This is a genomic window from Microtetraspora glauca, from assembly GCF_040656155.1.
GTDB classification, from domain to species: Bacteria; Actinomycetota; Actinomycetes; order Streptosporangiales; family Streptosporangiaceae; genus Microtetraspora; species Microtetraspora glauca.
Genome location: NZ_JBFALK010000002.1, coordinates 458731 through 476126, shown reverse-complemented (window position 1 = coordinate 476126; position 17396 = coordinate 458731). Strand labels below are relative to the sequence as shown.

The window sequence follows — 17396 nt, the reverse complement described above, 5'->3', positions numbered from 1 at the left end:
CGCCCCTCTACGGCGCGAACCCCTGAGACGCGAACCTCCGAGACGCGAACCGACCCGATAGGAGCCCGATGACCTCGATGACGCTGTCGATGCTGAGCCGTGAGCCCCACGTGATCACGGCCGGGACCGCGGTGCTCGGCGAGGCGCTGGACCAGCAGGCCGTGGCGAGGATCGAGGTCGACTGGCGCCCGCCTCTCCCCGGCACCGCCGCCGCCCTGGCCCGGGTGCTCGCCGATCCGCGCAGGGAGCGGGCCAACGCGACCGCCGTCGGCCGGATGGTGTCCGCCCGGCCCATGCTCGTCGGCGTACGCCCGGCCCGTGACGTCCTCGGCCTGGAACCCGGCACCTTCCTGCACGCGGGGCCGCCGATCACCTGGGAGCGCGCCTCCGGCCCCATGCGGGGGGCCCTGATCGGCGCGATGCTCTTCGAGGGACTCGCCTCCTCTCCGAAGGACGCGGAGGACCGGCTGGCCGCGGGGTCCGGCATCACGCTCGACTCCTGCCACCATCACCGGACGGTCGGGCCGATGGCGGGCCTGGTCAGCCCCTCGATGTGGATGCTGGAGGTCACGGACGCCGAACACGGCGGCACCGCCTACTGCTCGCTGAACGAGGGCCTGGGCAAGGTGCTGCGGTACGGCGCGTACGGCCCGGAGGTGATCGACAGGCTGCGCTGGATGGGCGACGTGCTGGGCCCGGTGCTCCGGGCTGCGCTGGACAGGAGCGGGCCGCTCGACCTGCGCGCCCTGGTCGCGCAGGCCCTGCAGATGGGCGACGAGCTCCACAACCGCAACCGCGCGGCGACCTCGCTGATGGTGCGCGAGCTGGCGCCCGCCATCGTGGAGGCCGCGCCCGAGCACGCCGCGGAGGTGTTGCGATTTATCAATGGAAACGATCATTTCTTCCTGAACGCGGGAATGGCGGCGGCGAAAGTGAGCGCCGACGCCGCGAGAGATGTGCCCGGCTCCAGCCTCGTGGTGGCGATGGCGCGCAATGGGACCGATTTCGGAATCCAGGTTTCCGGGCTCGGGGACCGCTGGTTCACCGGCCCCGCCGGGGTTCCCGACGGTCTCTACCTCGGCGCGTACGGCCCGGCGGACGCCAACCCGGACATCGGCGACTCCACGATCACGGAGACGACGGGGCTGGGCGGCTTCGCCATGGCGGCCGCGCCGGCGATCGTGCGCTTCGTCGGCGGTGACGTGTCGGACGCCGTCGCGGCGACGACCTCGATGTACGAGATCACCCTGGCGGAGCATCCGGCGTACCAGATCCCGGGGCTCGGGTTCCGCGGCACTCCGGTGGGCGTCGACGTCACCCTCGTCGCGCGTACCGGCGTGCTTCCGGTCGTCAACACCGGTATCGCCGGTCGCGTCGCGGGAACAGGCCAGGTCGGAGCGGGTCTGGTCAGTCCTCCCGTGGAGGCGTTCACCGCCGCGCTGGAGGCCCTGGCGAAGGCATGAATTCCCTTTGACCCTGGATTGACCCTAATATCGGTTGCCAACCTCACATATCTTGTGAATTCGCGCGGATCGGGTCTTGGGGGGATTTGTGCGGACTGAGCCAGAATTGGGGACCAGCGCATGACAACCGATCGCTTGCTCGGTATGGTCCCCTCCATGCCGGAGGGTCAGGGTCCCATCGGAGGAAGTACGGCCGGACCGGTGCCCGAGGGGCAGGGACGGCTCGTCGGCAGGCGTTACCGCCTCCTCTCACCGGTCGGCCGCGGCGGCATGGGCATGGTCTGGCACGCCCATGACGTCCTGCTCGACCGCGACGTCGCGGTCAAGGAGCTCATCTTGCCGTTCGGTCTCGACCAGGCGGGCACCCACGGCGCCCACCAGCGCATGCTGCGCGAGGCGCGTTCGGCGGCACGGCTCAGCCACCCGGGCATCGTCACCGTCCACGACGTCGTGGAGGAGGACGGGCGCCCCTGGATCGTCATGGAACTGGTCCGCGCCTGGTCCCTGGAGCAGGCCGTACGGCAGAGCGGGCCGCTGCCCGTCGTGCAGGCCGCCGAGATCGGCATCCGCGTGCTGGACGCGCTGCGCCACGCGCACGCGGCCGGGATCCTGCACCGTGACGTCAAGCCGGGCAACGTGCTGCTCACCGCCGACCGGGTGGTGCTCACCGACTTCGGCATCGCCGCGATCGAGGGCGACGTCACGATCACCCAGACCGGCCTGCTGATGGGATCGCCCGCCTACATCCCGCCGGAGCGGCTCCAGGGCCGCCCGATCACGCACGCGGCGGACCTGTGGTCGTTCGGCGCCACCCTCTACGCCGCTGTCGAGGGCCGCCCGCCGTACGAGGGGCCGGACGCGGTGGCCGTGCTCGGCGCCGTGCTCACGCGGGAACCGGCCCGGCCGCAGCGCGCCGGAACCCTGTTGCCCGTCATCGAGGGCCTGCTTCGCAAGAACCCCGCCGACCGGATCGGGGCCGCGCAGGTCGCGGACATGCTGGAACGCGTCCTGCAGAGCCACGGAGCGGGGATCACGACACCCGGAAACCGGGGCGCGATGCCGACCCCGCAGGACTCCACTCCCGCACAGTTGCTGCCGCCGCTGGACATGCCCTCCGGACCGCTGCCGTCGCGCATCATCGAGACGCCGTCGGGCCCGATCCGCGTTCCGTTCGACCCGATGGCGAGCCCGTCGGGCGGGTACTCCGCCGCGCAGACCTCCGGCGCCCACCGCGTGGACGGCGGCTCCCCGGCCCGGCCGGGCACGACGGGCGCCACCGGCGGGCACGCCACGCCGACGCGCGACCCGCTCTCGGCGCCTCTCGCTCCCCCCGTTCCCGTACGGCACGGCACGGACGGCGCCTCCGTCCCGTTCGGCTCCGCACCGCTGTTCGGGTCCGCGCCGCCGTTCGACCCGCTGACCTCCCCGTCGGGATCCACGCACGCGCCGGAACGCAGGGCCGACGCGATGTGGCCCGCTCCCGCTCCCTCCGACCTTCCCGGCCGCCTGGGGCGGGATCCGGGCATCGACCCGGACGACCCCTTCGCGACCGGCCCCGGGCGGGTCAGGAGGCGCGTCGAGGGCGCACACAGCAAGCCCGAGCCGGACCCGGGCTCCGGGTCGAGGGGTTCCAGGAGCTCCAGGAGCTCCAGGAGCTCCACGGGCGCCGACAACTCCGGCGCCGCTGCGAGCAACGGGACCGCCGAAGCCATCGGGACCGCCGGCCGGGGCAGGAGTGCGAGCCGGTCCGGAGGGCGCCGCCGCGCCGAGGGCCAGAAGCCGTCCGGCGAGCGGGGCAGCCGCTCCACCGTGCTGATCGCCGTGGCGGCGGTCGCGGTCATCGGCGTGATCGTCGCGGTCGTCCTCCTGGTGCTTCCCGGCGGCTCCGGCGACCAGGGCGTCCGGTCCGCCGGAGAGCCGAGCTCCGCCCCGGTGAAGGCCGGAGACGCGGGCGGGGAAGGCGGGAAGGACGGCGGCGCCGAGGGCGACTTCGTGACGCCCAAGGGGTACCAGACCCTGTCCGGCGGCGGCGTCTCCATCGCCGTGCCGAAGGAGTGGACGGTGGCCTCGGAGTCGGGCGCCACCACGTTCTCCGGCCCCAAGGACAGCGCGCAGACGATCGTGGTCCGCACGATCTCCGACGGCGGTCTGCCCGCGCTCAGGGTGGCGGAGCAGCAGGCCAAGTACGACGACTACACGCAGGTGAACCTGAGCGCGGCCGACTACCGCTGGCCGGCCGCCGACTGGGAGTACACGTACACCGATTCCAGCCAGGTCACCATGCATCGGCTGACCCGCTACCTCGAGGTCGACGACCGGGCGTACTCGATCACCGTCACGTCGCCCGACTACGGCTGGAACGATTCCGCCGCGAGCGTACGCCAGGCGCTTTGGGGCAGCCTCACGCCAGAGTAATGAAATGTCCGTCATGAGCCATGGCAAACTTCACTCATGACGACGACTCCCCTCAAAATCCCCATAGATGTGTCTCGTGTGCAGCGGCGCGTGCTGATCGTGCTGTCCGCCGCGCAGACCGTCGGCGGGGCGGGAGTCGCCGTCGGCCTGGCCCTCAGCTCCCTGGTCGTGAACCGCCTGTCCGGGTCCACGGTGATCAGCGGGTTCGCCGGTACCGCCACCGTGCTCGGCGCGGCGCTGCTCGCGCTGCCCACCGCCCGCGCCGCCGGGCGCGGCGGGCGGCGGGCCGGGCTGACCCTGGCCTACGCCTGCGCCTTCGCGGGCTCCGTCATCGCGGTCCTGGCGATCGCGCTCGCATCGTGGCAGCTCCTGCTCGCGGGCCTCGTCCTCGTGGGCGGCGGGAGCGCGGGCAACCTGGCCGCGCGCTACTCGGCGACCGATCTCGCCCCTCCGGGCCACGCCGCCCGGCATCTCTCGTGGGTGGTCTGGGCCTCCACCGTCGGCACCGTCGCCGGCCCCAACCTGGTCGAGCCCGCCGAGGCGGTGGCCGAGCCGCTGGGCCTGAGCGGCGCCGCCGGGCCGTTCGCGCTCTCCGCGCTCACCTTCGCGGTCACCGCGCTGATCATCAACGTCGGGCTGCGTCCCGACCCGTTCATCCTCGCCCGGCGGATCGCCGAGCCGGTCACGCCGCTCGACCCCGTCACGCCGCTCGACCCGGCAGCGCCGTCGGAAGCGGGCACGGATGCCCCCGCGAGCGGGCCCAGGAGCCGCGTCGCGGCCGCACCGGACCGCGGCGGCCGGACGCTCCGCACCGCCTGGGAGGCGCTCCGTCAGGCGCCGCAGGCCCGCCGGGCGCTGGCCGGCATCGCGATCAGCCACACCGCCATGGTCTCGGTCATGTCGATGACGCCGGTGCATCTCGACCACGAGGGCGCGTCCATCTCGGTCATCGGCATCGTGATCAGCGTGCACATCGCCGGAATGTACGTGTTGTCGCCGGTCGTCGGCTGGCTCGCCGACCGCATCGGCAGGCGGAACGTCATGCTCGTCGGCATGGGCGTGCTGATCTGCGCCGCCCTCCTCGCCGGATCGGCGGGGCACCACGACGTCCCGCAGGTCGGCGCCGGGCTCCTGCTGCTCGGCGTCGGCTGGTCGTGCGGGCTGGTCTCCGGCTCGGCGATGCTGACCGAGGCGGTGCCGATCGAGCGCCGCCCGGCCGTGCAGGGCATGTCCGACCTGCTGATGAACGTCTGCGGCGCCACCGGAACGATCCTGGCCGGGGCGATCGTCGGCTTCGCCGGTTACGGCGTCCTGGGGGCGGCCGTCGCCGTGGTCGTCGGGATCTTCGCCGTCTGGCTCACCGTCTCCTCCCGGCGCCCCGCCACGGCCCTGTAGACGGGGGTCGGCCAGCGACCGAGCGGACCTCACCGGTGCCGACCTCACCGAACTGGTCAACGTCGGCCGGGCGGTGGCCGGCTACTTCGAACGCGTCGCCATCACCCGCATCGCACAACTGGCAGGCAGAAACCCGATCGAGCTGTACGAACAGATATCGGCCGCCTCCGGCGAGGCCCTGGACCCGTGCCCGCTCGACACCATCGTTCAGCCCAGCCAGCGGGAGGGCTTGTATGCCAGGTGGGGCACATCCGGCCCGGCCCGGTAAGCCTGGGGACTTGTGAGCCGGCTGGGGCTCATCCGGCGCCGCCCTGTACGGGGACTCCGGCCGGGCCGGGCGGCGGCTATTTGGCGTCGGCGTAGCGGCCGACCGCGACGGCCTCCATCGGGAACCGGACCGGCGTCCGGCCGAACAGCAGCCGGGTCGCCTCCTCGGCCGCGCCGCCCACGGCGGCCCGCACCTCACCGGCCAGGTCGAGCGGGCAGTGCACCATGACCTCGTCGTGCTGGAAGAACACCAGACGGGCCGGATCGGGCAGCCGGCCGCGCAGCACGGCCATGAGCGTCAGCGCCCACTCCGCGGCGGTGGCCTGGACGACGAAGTTGCGGGTGAACCGTCCTCGGTCGCGGGCCGCCCGCGCGCCGTCGGGCCCGGACACCAGCTCCCGCCACCGCGCCGACGGCTGCGGGCAGGTCCGGCCGAGCCACGACCTGACCAGCCGTCCCTCCTCGCCCGCGCGAGCGGCGTCCTCCACGAACGTGTACGCCTGAGGGAAGCGCTGCCGCATCACGGCGAGCAGCTTGGGCGCGTCACCGCTGGTCCCGCCATACATGGCGGACAGCATGGCGATCTTGGCGGAGTCGCGCTCACCGCCGAACGCCTGGGCCAGCGCGGCGTACAGGTCGATCTCCCCCGCCGCGCGGGCGAGGCCGCCGTCGCCGGCCATGGCGGCGAGCACCCGGGGTTCGAGCTGGGCGGCGTCGGCGACCACGAGCGTCCATCCGTCGTCGGCGACCACGACGCGGCGCATGACCTTCGGGATCTGCAGCGCGCCGCCGCCGCTGGTCGCCCACCGGCCGGACACCACACCGGCCACCACGTACTCCGCCCGGAACCGGTTGCCCCGCACCCACTGGTCGGCCCAGACCCAGCCGTGGAAGCTGTACAGCCGGGCCAGCTCCTTGTACGCCAGCAGCGGGGCCACGCCGGGATGCTCGACCGACGCCAGGACACGGGATCTGGCCGACGGGATCGCGATGCCCGCGCCCTTGAACGCCTTGACGATCTGCTGGGGCGAGTCGGGGTTGACGGGATGCCCGAAGGCCGCGGAGATCTCGTCCGCGAGCGCCTGGAGCTTGGAGGGGCGCATCCCGTGGACCGGCCGGGGGCCGAGCAGCTCGGTCAGCAGCTCGTCGTGCGCGTCCTCGCGCCAGGGCATGCCGTCATGGCCCATCTCGGCCGCGATCAGCGCGCCGGCCGACTCCGCCGCCACCAGCAGGCGGAACCGTCCGGGGTGGGCCGTGCGGACGATCCGGCCGAGCTGGTCGTCGTACGCCTCGGAGAGGAGGTCGATCTCGGCGACGTCCGGCCCGGCCGGGCCCGTGTCCTCCGGCTCGAACAGGCTCGCCTGCGCCGCCTCGGCGAGCTCCGCCCGGTCCTCCGGCACCGGCAGCCCGCGCAGCCGCGCGTAGGCCGCCTCGGCCGACCTCGGCTCGCCGTATCGCCCGTCTGCGCCGAGCAGCAGCCCCTCGGTGAGGGTGACGTCGTGGCAACGCGAGAGCCGTACGCCACGGGCGAGCAGTGCGGGATAGATCCGCCGCGCGTCCGCCCAGACCCACCGGGGGCGCGCGGCGGCCTCCAGCTCGCGCACGGCCTCCGCCAGGTCGCCGACCCGCGTCGTGGGACCGCCGACGGGGCGGATCGTCCCGCCGCCGTCCGGATCCGCCGCAATCAGCACCTGCACGAGCCCAGCCTGCCAGGCGCCACCGACATATCGTCGGCGTCCCCGCGCTCCCGGCTCTGCCGCTCCAGAGGATCGCTGAAGATCTCGGCCATGAGCCACCGACCGGAATCCGACCGGCAATACTTCAAGCGTAAAGTGATCGAATTGCGCAAAGAGTTCAAGCTTGAAGTATGGCGAGTGCGTGGAAGAGGAGCTGGAGCCGCGCTGGCTCGATGGCGACGAGCAGCTGAGCTGGTACGCGTTGGCGCTGCTGCTGAACCAGTTGCCCGCGGCGCTCGACGCGCAGATGCAGCGGGACGCGGGGATCAGCCAGTTCGAGTACATGGTGCTGTCGGCGTTGCCGATCGGGGGATCACCGCCGAGGGCTTCCCGGCCATCGCCCCCGACGACCTGGCCCAGACCTACTGGAACCTCCGCACCCGGCGAGACCATGCCGAACTCGTCCTCTAGGCGACGGTCTAGGCGACGGTCCTGACCAGGGGGATCTCGACCTCGTCCTCCAGCGGCGGGTCGATCTCCTGGGCGAGGCAACCGGTCGCGGCGAGGCAGCGGATCCGCAGCACGTCCCCGGTGACCGACACGTGCAGGAAGCTCTTGAAGAACGGCGGGGTGTCCCAGTCGGACAGCTCGGAGATCCACCGGTGGAACACCCGGCCCACCGGCAGGTGGAAGGGCATCGGCCACCCGCCGAGCAGCCGCGCCGCCCACTTCATCCTCGCGGTGATCCGTACGGGCGCCGTCCGAACCTGCCCGCCGCCACCGCCCACGACGCCGCCCACGCCGCCCACGCCGCCGCTCCCGGCCGTGCCCGGTGGCGGGGGCGTCCCGTCGGGATCGGCGGCGATCGAGCGCGGCGGCACGTTGCCGACGTGCCGCGACATGAGGGCGAGACCCTCGTCCGGAGTGAGGTACAGCCAGCGCATCCGCAGCCGCCTGCTGTAGAGCAGGCTGTAGAACGACAGCGAGTCTCCGCGCAGCGGATAGCACTTGAAGTCGTCCTCGTGGACGCCGCCGACGTCGACCCGGGGGATGGTGTGGGTGGCGTGCATGAACGCGCCCCCACCGCCCGAGACGATGTACTGGATGACCCGGTCACCGACCCTGACCGGGAAGCGCTGGTAGTTGTGGACGTCGCCGCCGATCGCCGCGACATAGTTGTGCGCCGGGTCGCGGACGATGTCGTCCACCGTTCCCCCGCCCTCGATGTCGCAGGGGTGGTAGTCGTTGCGCACGTAGATCGGCTTGCCGGTGATAAGGATCTTGGGCCGGGGATCGGCGGAGATCCGGCGCAGCCACTCCCCCTGCTCGCGGTCGATGTCGCCGCGGATCCCCGTGTCGATGCCGACGACGAGAAGCCGTCCGAGGTCGAGCACCCAGTACGGCGCGGGCATGGTCGCCTGCTGCCCCGGAGCGGAGCGCATCCGGCGTGCCGTGGCCAGCGCCTCCTCGTCGATCTTCGCGGGCTTCTTCCACAGCAGGCCGCGCAGCCCCGACGGGGAGAGGCGGAACCCCTGCTCCCTCACCTCCAGGGGCTGGGCCTCGCAGAAGACCCGCATGAAACCGCCGAGCCCGTCGTACCAGTCATGGTTGCCCGGCACCGCGTAGATCGGCGCCCGGTAGTCCTGGTACGGCCGGTAGAACTTGTCGCGGTACTCGTTGCCCGACCCGGTCGGGTAGATGACGTCGCTGGCGATGACCGCGAACGAGGTCCCCTCACCGGCCTTGAGCAGGCCCGGAACTACGGCGTACTGGGAGGCGTCACCCTCGCCCGTGTCGCCGAGCACGAGGAACGTGAAGTCCTCCCCCACCTCACGAAATATCCGGAAATCCGGGTCGACGCCGCGTTCCCGCTGGGCCTCCACCCAGCGGCGGCGGACCTCGGCGGAGGGGTCGCCGAAGAGTTGCGCCAGGATCTCGTTGCGCGATCGCCAGAGCGTCCCCGGCCTCAGCCAGGTGAAGGTCGCCCGGTTCGGCCGCAGCCGCTGGAAGGTGCCGACCTCCTGGCAGTTCCAGCCCGCCCCGGCCTCCGAGACCCGTGATGACTGCCGCGCGCCCCGCGCGGGACGCGCATCCGCGTCCGCGTTCACATCGGCGTTCACATCGGCGTGCACATCGGCCATGACCCCATCTTCGCCTGATCATGACCGGCGCCGCTATGGGATCAACACTCCCGGGTTGAGTATCCCCGCCGGGTCGAGCCGTTCCTTGACCCCGCGGAGGACGGATACGCCCAGGTCTCCGATCTCCAGCGCGAACGCGTCCCGATGGTCGCGGCCGACGCCGTGGTGGTGGGAGATGGTCCCCCCGGCCAGGCCGATCGCGTCGTTGACCGCGCGCTTGGCCGACTCCCACTGGCCGACCGGGTCCTCCGACTGCGCGGTCACCACGGTGAAGTACAGCGAGGCCCCTGTGGCGTACACATGCGAGACGTGGCACATGACCAGCGGGGAGCCCAGGGAGGCCGTGAGCGCCTGCCGTACGGCCTCGTAGAGGCGCGGCAGACCCGACCAGAAGCAGGCGGTCTCCAGCGTCTCCACGGTCGCCCCCGCGGCGAGCAGCGAGTCACGCAGATAGGGCGCGGAGTAGCGGCCGTGGGCCCACTTCTCCCCCGGCTCGGGCCCGAGGGGCACGCCGCCCATCTCCGACAGCGTCGCCGCGGTGCGCTCGCGGCGGTACGCGACGTCGCCGGGCGTGCCCTCGTACCCGGCGATCACCAGGCAGCCGGGCTCGGCGGTGAGCGTGCCGAGCTCCTCCGGCCTGGCCAGGCCCACCATGGTCTCGGTCTCGTCGGACAGCCGCAGCACCGTCGGCGCCGGGCCCTCCTGCGCCACCCCGCGCAGCGCCGCGACCCCGGCGGGGAACGCCGCGAACCGCCACCCCTCGTACATCCGGACCTCGGGCGCGGGCCGTACGCGGAGGCGGAGCGAGGTGATCACGCCGAAGGCCCCCTCGGATCCGAGGATCAGCTGGCGCAGATCCGGTCCGGCGGCGGACTTGGGGGCGCGGCCGAGATCCAGCGTGCCGCGCGGCGTCGCCACCGTCATGCCGACCACCAGGTCGTCGAAGCGGCCGTATCCCGCCGACGCCTGGCCGCTCGACCTGGCCGCCGCGAACCCGCCCAGCGTCGCGTACTCGAAGGACTGCGGGAAGTGCCCCAGGGTGTACCCGCGCGCCGCCAGCAACTGCTCGGCCTGCGGCGCGCGCAGTCCCGGCTCCAGCTCCGCGACCATGGACTCGGCGTCGATCGAGACGAGCCGGTTGAGCCGCGCCACATCGAGCGCCACGACACCCGCGAACCCCTTGCGCGCGGCGACCAGGCCGCCCACGACGGACGTTCCGCCGCCGAAGGGCACGACCGCGACGCGGTGCTCCGCGCAGATCCGCAGCACCTCGGCGACCTCCGCGTGCGAGCCCGGCAGCACGACCGCGTCCGGCGCGTCGGCGCCGTCGCCCGCGCGCATCCGCAGCAGGTCGGGTGTGGACTTGCCGCGCGTGTGCCTGATCCGCGCGTCGTCGTCGAACCGCACGTGCTCGCCGCCGACCACCGAGGAGAGCGTGCTCAGCACCAGCGGGGACAGCGCCGAGGCGGGCAACCGCACCTCGCCGAACGTCGCGGCGGGCCGCTCGGGCGCCCGGACGCCCAGCAGGTCGGCGAGCAGCCGTCGTACGGGCGGAGGCAGCTCGGCGGCCTTGGCGGGATCTCCCCATCCCGACCAGAGCATCGGCTCCACGGGAGTCTGCGGTGGTTCCATGGCGTCACCTCTGAGACTAGGTTACTCAACAGTAATGGATGAGGAATTAGGGGTTTATGTGGACTCCTCCCTGAACGCCGGGCGGCGCGCCCGGGAACTCGCCGAGATCCGGGACATCGTGGTGGACGTGCTGGTCGTGGGGCTCGGCGCCACGGGTGCCGGAGCCGCTCTCGACGCCGCCTCGCGCGGCCTGTCCGTCGCGGCGATCGACGCCCACGACCTGGCCTTCGGCACCTCTCGCTGGAGCTCCAAGCTCATCCACGGCGGGCTGCGCTACCTGGCCAAGGGACAGGTCGGGGTGGCCCGCGAGAGCGCCGTCGAGCGGGGCGTGCTGCTCCGGCACACCGCCCCCCACCTGGTGCGGGCGCAGCCGTACCTGCTGCCGCTGACGCCGTCGGTTTCTCCGGGGCAGGCCCGCCTCGTGATGACCGGGTACCGCCTCGGGGACGGGCTGCGCGCGACCGCGCGAACCCCGCGGCACTTGCTCCCCGGGCCGTCGCGGCTGTCGGCGAAGCGGGCGCTCACGCTGGCGCCCGCCCTGCACGAGCGCGGCCTGCGCGGAGCGCTGCTCTCCTGGGACGGCCGGGTCGTGGACGACGCCCGGCTGGTGGTCGCCATCGCCCGTACCGCCGCCGCCCACGGTGCCCGGATCCTCACCAGGTGCCGGGCCCTGTCGCTCGCCGGCGACGGAGCCCAGGTCCGCGACGAGATGACCGGCGCCGAGTTCGGCGTCAGGGCCAGGGCGGTGATCAACGCGACGGGCGTGTGGGCCGGGCAGCTCTCCCCCTTGGTGCGGCTCCGCCCGTCGCGCGGGACCCATCTCGTGCTCCGTCCCGGCTCCCTCCACGGCCTGCGAACCGGGATGCACGTCCCGATCCCCGGCGAGAGCAACCGGTTCGCGCTCGTCCTCCCGCAGGCCGACGGACGGATCTACGTGGGCCTCACGGACGAGCCGGTGGACGGGCCCCTGCCCGACGTCCCGGAGGCGCCCGAGAGCGACGTCTCGTTCCTCCTGGACGTCCTGGGGACCGTCCTGCGCGAGCCGGTACGGCGGGCCGACGTGGCCGGCGCCTTCGCCGGGCTGCGACCGCTTCTCGACGGCCCCGCACCGACGCACGGCCCGGCACGGATCCGGACGGGCGGGGAGGCCGGGGCCGGCACGGCCGACCTGTCCCGCAGGCACGCGGTGGTCACCTCGCCCGACGGGATCGTCACCGTCGTCGGCGGCAAGCTCACGACGTACCGCCGGATGGCCGAGGACGCGGTCGACGCGGCCTGCCCCACCGCTTCGCCCAGCCGTACGGCGCGGCTGCCCCTGGTGGGCGCCGGGTCGGCGTTCGAGGGAGGCCGGGAACACTCCCCCATCGCCGGACGCGCGCCCGGCGCGTCGCCGCCACGCCACGACCCGCCCGCACGGCTGGTCGAGCGGTACGGCGGGGAGGCGCGGGCCGTACAGGACCTGGCGCTGGCGGACCCGGCGCTGGCCGAGCCGGTCGCGGCCGGGATCACGCTCGCCGAGTTGGTCTGGGCGGTGCGCCACGAGGGAGCCCTGGACGTGGACGACCTGCTCGACCGGCGGACCAGGATCGGACTGATCCCCGAGGACCGCGCCGCCGCCCTTCCCGCCGCCGAGGCGGCGCTCGCCCTCGGCCGCTGACCTCGACCGCCGCCCTCCGCCGACCGACCGCGGATCCGCCCGGGCCCGGACACCGCGCGTCAGGGCGGGGACGGAGCGTGACAGCGAGCGAAGTGTGACGCGAATCTCTGTGCCCGCCGGTTGACCGGAGACCGATGGGGAAGTTGTGACCCCCGCGCGCCGAGTCCCGGACCCATCTCGATAAGGTTAGTCTTACCTAATTCTGTTGGGCCGGCCCCGGAACTCCGGGGCGCCCACGGGGGCGGGACGAGACGAAGAGGAGGGCGGACCGGCATGTCCAAAGGGTGCGGGCACCTCGCCGCGCTGCACACGGGCGAGGCTCCCATCCTCGCCAGTGCGACGGTCGGCGCCCGGTTCTGGCTGCTCATCGAGCATTCCGGCCCCTGGGCGGCCTACCTCGACGAGTGCCGGCTTCCCGACGACGTGCACGCCCTGATCGACCGGGCCACCTCGCTCGGCATCCGGCCGCAGCTGATCCGCCGCACCGGGCGGCGTCCGGCCCAGGGCGGCCCGCTGCACGTGTTCGTCGCCTCGTCGGCGGGAGCGCGGCCGTGGCTCGCGGAAGGCTTCTTCGAGACCTCCAACGATCTTGACCTGGGCTCACTCGTGCACGGAGTGGTTCCGGAGTCCTGCATACTGGTGAACGAGCCGGTGTTTCTGGTGTGCACCCACGCCAAGCGCAACGCGTGTTGCGCCCGTTTCGGGCTCCCGCTCGCGCGGTCTCTCGACGAGAAGCTGCCGGGCCAGGTGTGGGAAACCACTCATGTAGGCGGCGATCGATACGCCGCTAACCTCGTATGCTTGCCACACGGGCTTTACTACGGCAGCATGTCTCAGGCTGCTGCGATCGCGGCGGCAAACGCGTACCGGCGCGGCGAGGTCGTCCTCGACCGTTACCGGGGGCGCGCGGGTCTCCCTGAGCCACTGCAAGCCGCCGAGCATTTCGTCCGCGCACATACGGGCGAGCTCTCGGTCGGCGGGGTGGCCGTGGAATCCTCCCGGTCGGAATCGGAAGGCGACGCCACCGTGTGCATCGTGCAGTGCACGAGGCCAGGTGGTCTGTCGCGGTTTCGGGTAGTGGTCGAACCTGCGGTGTTCGCGGCACCGTGCGGTACGGCCTGCACCGAAGAGATCTCGACCTACAGGTTGACGGAGCTGAGCCAGCTCACTCCGGTACCGGCCTGAGGCTCTGCGAAGAGCCGGGAACACCACGGCTGATCCCGGCGTTGGACCCAGGGACGCCACAAGCGCCCGATGCGGCACAAACACTGAAATACCTCTCACCAAAGGTGGTTTCTCATGTCTCAGGTACGTCGGCAGCTCGCCCGCCCGCGCCCCAGCTGGGGTTGGCAGGATGATGCCGCGTGCCGGGGAGAGGACCTTGTGCTGTTCTTCGGCCCTGACGGCGAGCGTCAGCCGGAGCGCGACATCCGCGAGCGCAAGGCCAAGGCCATCTGCGCACAGTGCCCCGTACGTGCCGAGTGCCTCGACTACGCCCTTTCCCGTCCTGAGAAGTACGGCACCTGGGGCGGGCTGAACGAGGACGAGCGCGCCTCCGAGCGTCGCCGCCGGATGCGGCGCGCCGCGAGCGCCGGCATCAGCGCAGTCGCCTGAGCCGTCTGAACGCAAAACTCAAACGTCTCCCCCCGACACGCGTCACACGAGACCGCTGGGTCGTTCCACCCGCCGATACCCCAACACGGCGGGCGGAACGCCCAGCGGTTTCGTCTGTTCACCCTCCGGCGCGGCCGAGCCGGCCGGGGCATGTGTCACGCCCCGGACCGCCCGTCACGCACCGATCATGATCACGGGCGGGACCTGCCCGGCTTGCGCATCTCCTTGTGGATGATCTTCCACTTGCGGGTCTCCTCGCTCCGGAGGCGCGCGTCACTGCGCCGGGCCATCCAGGCCGCCTCACGCTGCAGCTTGAACCAGCTCTCCAGCCGCCGCTCGGGCAGCTCGCCCGACTCGAGCGCCGCCTGTACGGCACAGCCGGGCTCACCGTCGTGCGAGCAGTCACCGAAGCGGCAGTTCGCGGCGAGCTCCTCGATGTCCGAGAAGACCAGGTCCACGCCGTCGCTCATGTCGTACAGGCCCACCCGGCGGATGCCGGGCGTATCGATGATCAGTCCGCCTCCGGGCAGCGGGATCAGCTCGCGATGGACGGTGGTGTGCCGTCCCCGGCCGTCCGCCGCGCGTACCTGCTGGGTGTCCATGACGGTCTCCCCCGCGAGCGCGTTGACCAGGGTGGACTTCCCGGCACCGGAAGGGCCGAGGATGACGGCGGTCTTCGAGCCGTCGAGGTAGGCCCGTACGAGATCGACCCCCTCGCCGGTCATCGAACACACCGCGTGCACGTCCACGCCGGGGGCCGCGGACTCGACGTCGGCGAGCAGGTCACCGAGCCCCTGCTCGAACAGGTCGGCCTTGGTGACGATCACCACGGGCCGCCCGCCGCTCTCCCAGGCGAGCGCCACGAGGCGCTCGATCCGGCCGAGGTCGGCGAAGTCGGTGGAATGCATGGACGGCTCGGCCACGAACACGATGTCGACGTTGGCGGCGAGGATCTGGCCCTGCCCGTCACCGGACAGGCCACCGCGCGAGTCCCTGCTGACGCCGCCGCGGACGAAGGCCGACGTTCTGGGCAGCACGGCGTCCAGTTCGTAGCGGCCCTCGGGCAGGCGGTCGAGCGCCACCCAGTCGCCCACGCAGGGGAGGGCGATGGGGTCGTCGGCGGCGGCCCGGCGGACCCGGGCGCTGTATCGCGCCTGGAACTGCCCGTCGGCCGCGATGACCTCGGCGGCGCCCCTGTCGACCCGGGCGACGCGGGCGGGAACGGTACCCGCGGGAAGCGAAAGCGAGTCGTTCCAGCCGAGAAGAGAAAGATCGATGGAACCGGAGAAGGAACCAGAAGGCGAATCGGAGAACAACGGGGTGGCACCCTTCGGAAAGCGGGTGCCCAACGATGATCCAGGTCGTGTTCCGGAGACCGGCCCCGCTGCGCGCGGGCGGTGGCGAAACAGTGCCTAGACGGGCACCCGAGAGTTGGTGGACGGCAGGGTCGTCAGAAAGGCCCGCATAGTCCTCACCTCCCGAAGTGATGGCCGCGTCCGAAAAGCGGCGTCGAGGAAGAACACTAGCGCAGTCCCGGCACTCCGCCGCAACGGGTTTTCCCGGCCCCGGTGCCGCGGCATGCCCCGGAAACGCGCCGTGAGACGCCACGGAGATCTCGCCCCGGAACGCGGCGTGGCCACGCCCTCCGAGAGGACGTGGCCACGCGCGCGCGAACGGGAAGGGGTCAGGAGAGGCCGGGCGCGGGGAACTTCGCCGTCAGCTCGCTGACCTCGTTGTGGACCCGGGCGATGACGTCCTCGGCGTCGCCCTTGGCGACCGCGGTGACGACCTCGTCCATCCAGGCGCCGATCTGGCGCATCTCCGCCTCGCCCATGCCGCGCGAGGTGACCGAGGGGGTGCCGATGCGGATGCCCGACGGGTCGAACGGCTTGCGCGTGTCGAACGGGACGGCGTTGTAGTTGGTCTCCAGGCCCGCCCGGTCGAGCGCCTGGGCGGCGGGCTTGCCGCCGACGCCCTTGGGGGTCAGGTCCATCAGGATCAGGTGGTTGTCGGTGCCGCCCGAGACCAGGTCGAAGCCGCGGGAGGCCAGCTCCTCGGCGAGCGCCTTGGCGTTCTTCACGACCTGCGCCGCGTACGCCTTGAACTCCGGCTGGGACGCCTCGCGCAGTGCGACCGCGATGGCGGCGGTCGTGTGGTTGTGCGGGCCGCCCTGCAGGCCGGGGAAGACCGCCTTGTTCAGCGCGGTGGCGTGCTCGTCGGAGGTGGCCATCAGCATGGCGCCGCGCGGGCCGCGCAGCGTCTTGTGCGTGGTCGTGGAGATCACGTCGGCGTACCCGACCGGCGAGGGGTGCGCGCCGCCCGCGATGAGGCCGGCGATGTGCGCGATGTCGGCGGCGAGGACCGCGTCCACCTCGCGGGCGATCTCGGCGAACGCCGGGAAGTCGATGGTGCGCGGGATCGCGGTGCCGCCGCAGAAGATCAGCTTGGGCCGGTGCTCCAGCGCCAGGGCGCGCACCTCGTCCATGTCGATGCGGCCCGTGTCCTTGCGCACGCCGTACCGGACGGGGTTGAACCACTTGCCGGTGGCGGAGACGGACCAGCCGTGCGTGAGGTGGCCGCCGAAGGGCAGGCCCATGCCGAGCACGGTGTCGCCGGGCTTCAGGAACGCCATGTAGATCGCGAGGTTGGCCGGGGAGCCGGAGTACGGCTGGACGTTGGCGTGGTTCACGCCGAACACGGCCTTGGCCCGCTCGATGGCGATGGTCTCGATCTGGTCGATGACCTGCTGGCCCTCGTAGTAGCGCTTGCCGGGATACCCCTCGGAGTACTTGTTCGTCAGAACGGTCCCGGTGGCCTCGAGCACGGCCTTGGAGACATAGTTCTCCGACGCGATGAGCTTGACGGTGTCGGCCTGCCGCCGCTCCTCCGCCCTGATGAGCTCGGCGATCTCGGGATCGACGGCGTTCAGCGAGTTCTCAGCCATTGGCGCCTTTCCTTGTCAACGTCGACAGCCGCGGGACCCAGGCGCACGGCCTCCGCACGTTCGCTCCCCGGTGGTAAACCCACCTAGCACGTGCCCGAGGGCACGTCAGCGCCAGTCGCGACGCCTCCTACCCTATCCGAGCCTCGCGTACGGGCACACGCCCGCGCTGCCGGGAACGCCGCGGCACCCGCC

At 72.3% G+C, this 17396-nt stretch carries 12 protein-coding genes and 1 pseudogene; 8 read left to right on the top strand and 5 right to left on the bottom strand.

Features of this window, described 5'->3' with window-relative positions; genetic code table 11:
* Positions 1–68: 68 nt before the first annotated feature.
* The 4 genes and pseudogenes from AB0I59_RS05360 to AB0I59_RS05345 all read left to right on the top strand — a co-directional run.
* Positions 69–1463, top strand: a complete 1395-nt coding sequence (locus AB0I59_RS05360; protein WP_358130291.1) for a YlbE family protein — start codon at positions 69–71, stop codon at positions 1461–1463.
* Between the two features lie 156 nt (positions 1464–1619).
* A complete protein-coding gene (locus tag AB0I59_RS05355; protein WP_358130288.1) occupies positions 1620–3878 on the top strand; it encodes a serine/threonine-protein kinase in 2259 nt (752 codons plus the stop codon).
* A 36-nt stretch (positions 3879–3914) separates the two neighbouring features.
* Positions 3915–5273, top strand: a complete 1359-nt coding sequence (locus tag AB0I59_RS05350; RefSeq protein ID WP_358130285.1) for an MFS transporter — start codon at positions 3915–3917, stop codon at positions 5271–5273.
* A 49-nt stretch (positions 5274–5322) separates the two neighbouring features.
* A pseudogene (locus tag AB0I59_RS05345) lies at positions 5323–5541 on the top strand (helix-hairpin-helix domain-containing protein); the annotation flags it as partial.
* A 76-nt stretch (positions 5542–5617) separates the two neighbouring features.
* Here AB0I59_RS05345 and AB0I59_RS05340 read toward each other — a convergent pair.
* Positions 5618–7237: a bifunctional 3'-5' exonuclease/DNA polymerase gene (locus tag AB0I59_RS05340; RefSeq protein ID WP_358130282.1), complete on the bottom strand. Its 1620-nt coding sequence runs from the start codon at positions 7235–7237 to the stop codon at positions 5618–5620.
* 163 nt (positions 7238–7400) lie between these two features.
* Here AB0I59_RS05340 and AB0I59_RS05335 point away from each other — a divergent pair, with 163 nt between their 5' ends.
* Positions 7401–7712: a hypothetical protein gene (locus AB0I59_RS05335; protein WP_358130279.1), complete on the top strand. Its 312-nt coding sequence runs from the start codon at positions 7401–7403 to the stop codon at positions 7710–7712.
* Here the strand turns inward: AB0I59_RS05335 and AB0I59_RS05330 are convergent.
* Together AB0I59_RS05330 and AB0I59_RS05325 are read right to left on the bottom strand one after the other, a co-directional pair.
* Positions 7696–9357 carry a metallophosphoesterase family protein gene (locus AB0I59_RS05330; RefSeq protein ID WP_358130276.1) on the bottom strand — a complete coding sequence of 554 codons (1662 nt, stop codon included), beginning with the start codon at positions 9355–9357 and terminating at the stop codon, positions 7696–7698. The genes AB0I59_RS05335 and AB0I59_RS05330 overlap by 17 nt on opposite strands.
* A gap of 33 nt (positions 9358–9390) precedes the next feature.
* On the bottom strand, positions 9391–10959 hold the full coding sequence (locus tag AB0I59_RS05325; protein ID WP_358130617.1) for an FAD-binding oxidoreductase: 1569 nt from the start codon (positions 10957–10959) through the stop codon (positions 9391–9393).
* An 88-nt stretch (positions 10960–11047) separates the two neighbouring features.
* On the opposite strand from AB0I59_RS05325, the gene AB0I59_RS05320 reads away from it, so the two are divergent.
* The 3 genes from AB0I59_RS05320 to AB0I59_RS05310 all read left to right on the top strand — a co-directional run bounded on the left by AB0I59_RS05320 (position 11048) and on the right by AB0I59_RS05310 (position 14260).
* Positions 11048–12646, top strand: a complete 1599-nt coding sequence (locus AB0I59_RS05320; protein ID WP_435830919.1) for a glycerol-3-phosphate dehydrogenase/oxidase — start codon at positions 11048–11050, stop codon at positions 12644–12646.
* A 273-nt stretch (positions 12647–12919) separates the two neighbouring features.
* The gene (locus tag AB0I59_RS05315; RefSeq protein ID WP_061255383.1) at positions 12920–13831 is read left to right on the top strand and encodes a ferredoxin family protein; all 912 of its coding nucleotides are present in this window, start codon (positions 12920–12922) and stop codon (positions 13829–13831) included.
* 114 nt (positions 13832–13945) lie between these two features.
* Positions 13946–14260, top strand: a complete 315-nt coding sequence (locus tag AB0I59_RS05310) for a WhiB family transcriptional regulator (RefSeq protein WP_076434697.1) — start codon at positions 13946–13948, stop codon at positions 14258–14260.
* A 191-nt stretch (positions 14261–14451) separates the two neighbouring features.
* Here the strand turns inward: AB0I59_RS05310 and rsgA are convergent, their stop codons facing one another.
* Positions 14452–15576: a ribosome small subunit-dependent GTPase A gene (gene rsgA / locus AB0I59_RS05305; protein ID WP_358130269.1), complete on the bottom strand. Its 1125-nt coding sequence runs from the start codon at positions 15574–15576 to the stop codon at positions 14452–14454.
* Positions 15577–15944: 368 nt separating this feature from the next.
* Positions 15945–17204 carry a serine hydroxymethyltransferase gene (glyA, locus tag AB0I59_RS05300; RefSeq protein ID WP_061255382.1) on the bottom strand — a complete coding sequence of 420 codons (1260 nt, stop codon included), beginning with the start codon at positions 17202–17204 and terminating at the stop codon, positions 15945–15947.
* Positions 17205–17396 lie beyond the last annotated feature (192 nt).

What these genes read in the sequence shown, in the direction of transcription:
- glyA (WP_061255382.1), bottom strand. Translation starts at nt 17,204, where the DNA reads ATGGCTGAGAACTCGCTGAACGCCGTCGATCCCGAGATCGCCGAGCTC.
- AB0I59_RS05315 (WP_061255383.1), top strand. Translation starts at nt 12,920, where the DNA reads ATGTCCAAAGGGTGCGGGCACCTCGCCGCGCTGCACACGGGCGAGGCT.
- AB0I59_RS05330 (WP_358130276.1), bottom strand. Translation starts at nt 9,357, where the DNA reads ATGGCCGATGTGCACGCCGATGTGAACGCCGATGTGAACGCGGACGCG.
- AB0I59_RS05355 (WP_358130288.1), top strand. Translation starts at nt 1,620, where the DNA reads ATGCCGGAGGGTCAGGGTCCCATCGGAGGAAGTACGGCCGGACCGGTG.
- AB0I59_RS05350 (WP_358130285.1), top strand. Translation starts at nt 3,915, where the DNA reads ATGACGACGACTCCCCTCAAAATCCCCATAGATGTGTCTCGTGTGCAG.
- AB0I59_RS05360 (WP_358130291.1), top strand. Translation starts at nt 69, where the DNA reads ATGACCTCGATGACGCTGTCGATGCTGAGCCGTGAGCCCCACGTGATC.
- AB0I59_RS05325 (WP_358130617.1), bottom strand. Translation starts at nt 10,959, where the DNA reads ATGCTCTGGTCGGGATGGGGAGATCCCGCCAAGGCCGCCGAGCTGCCT.
- AB0I59_RS05310 (WP_076434697.1), top strand. Translation starts at nt 13,946, where the DNA reads ATGTCTCAGGTACGTCGGCAGCTCGCCCGCCCGCGCCCCAGCTGGGGT.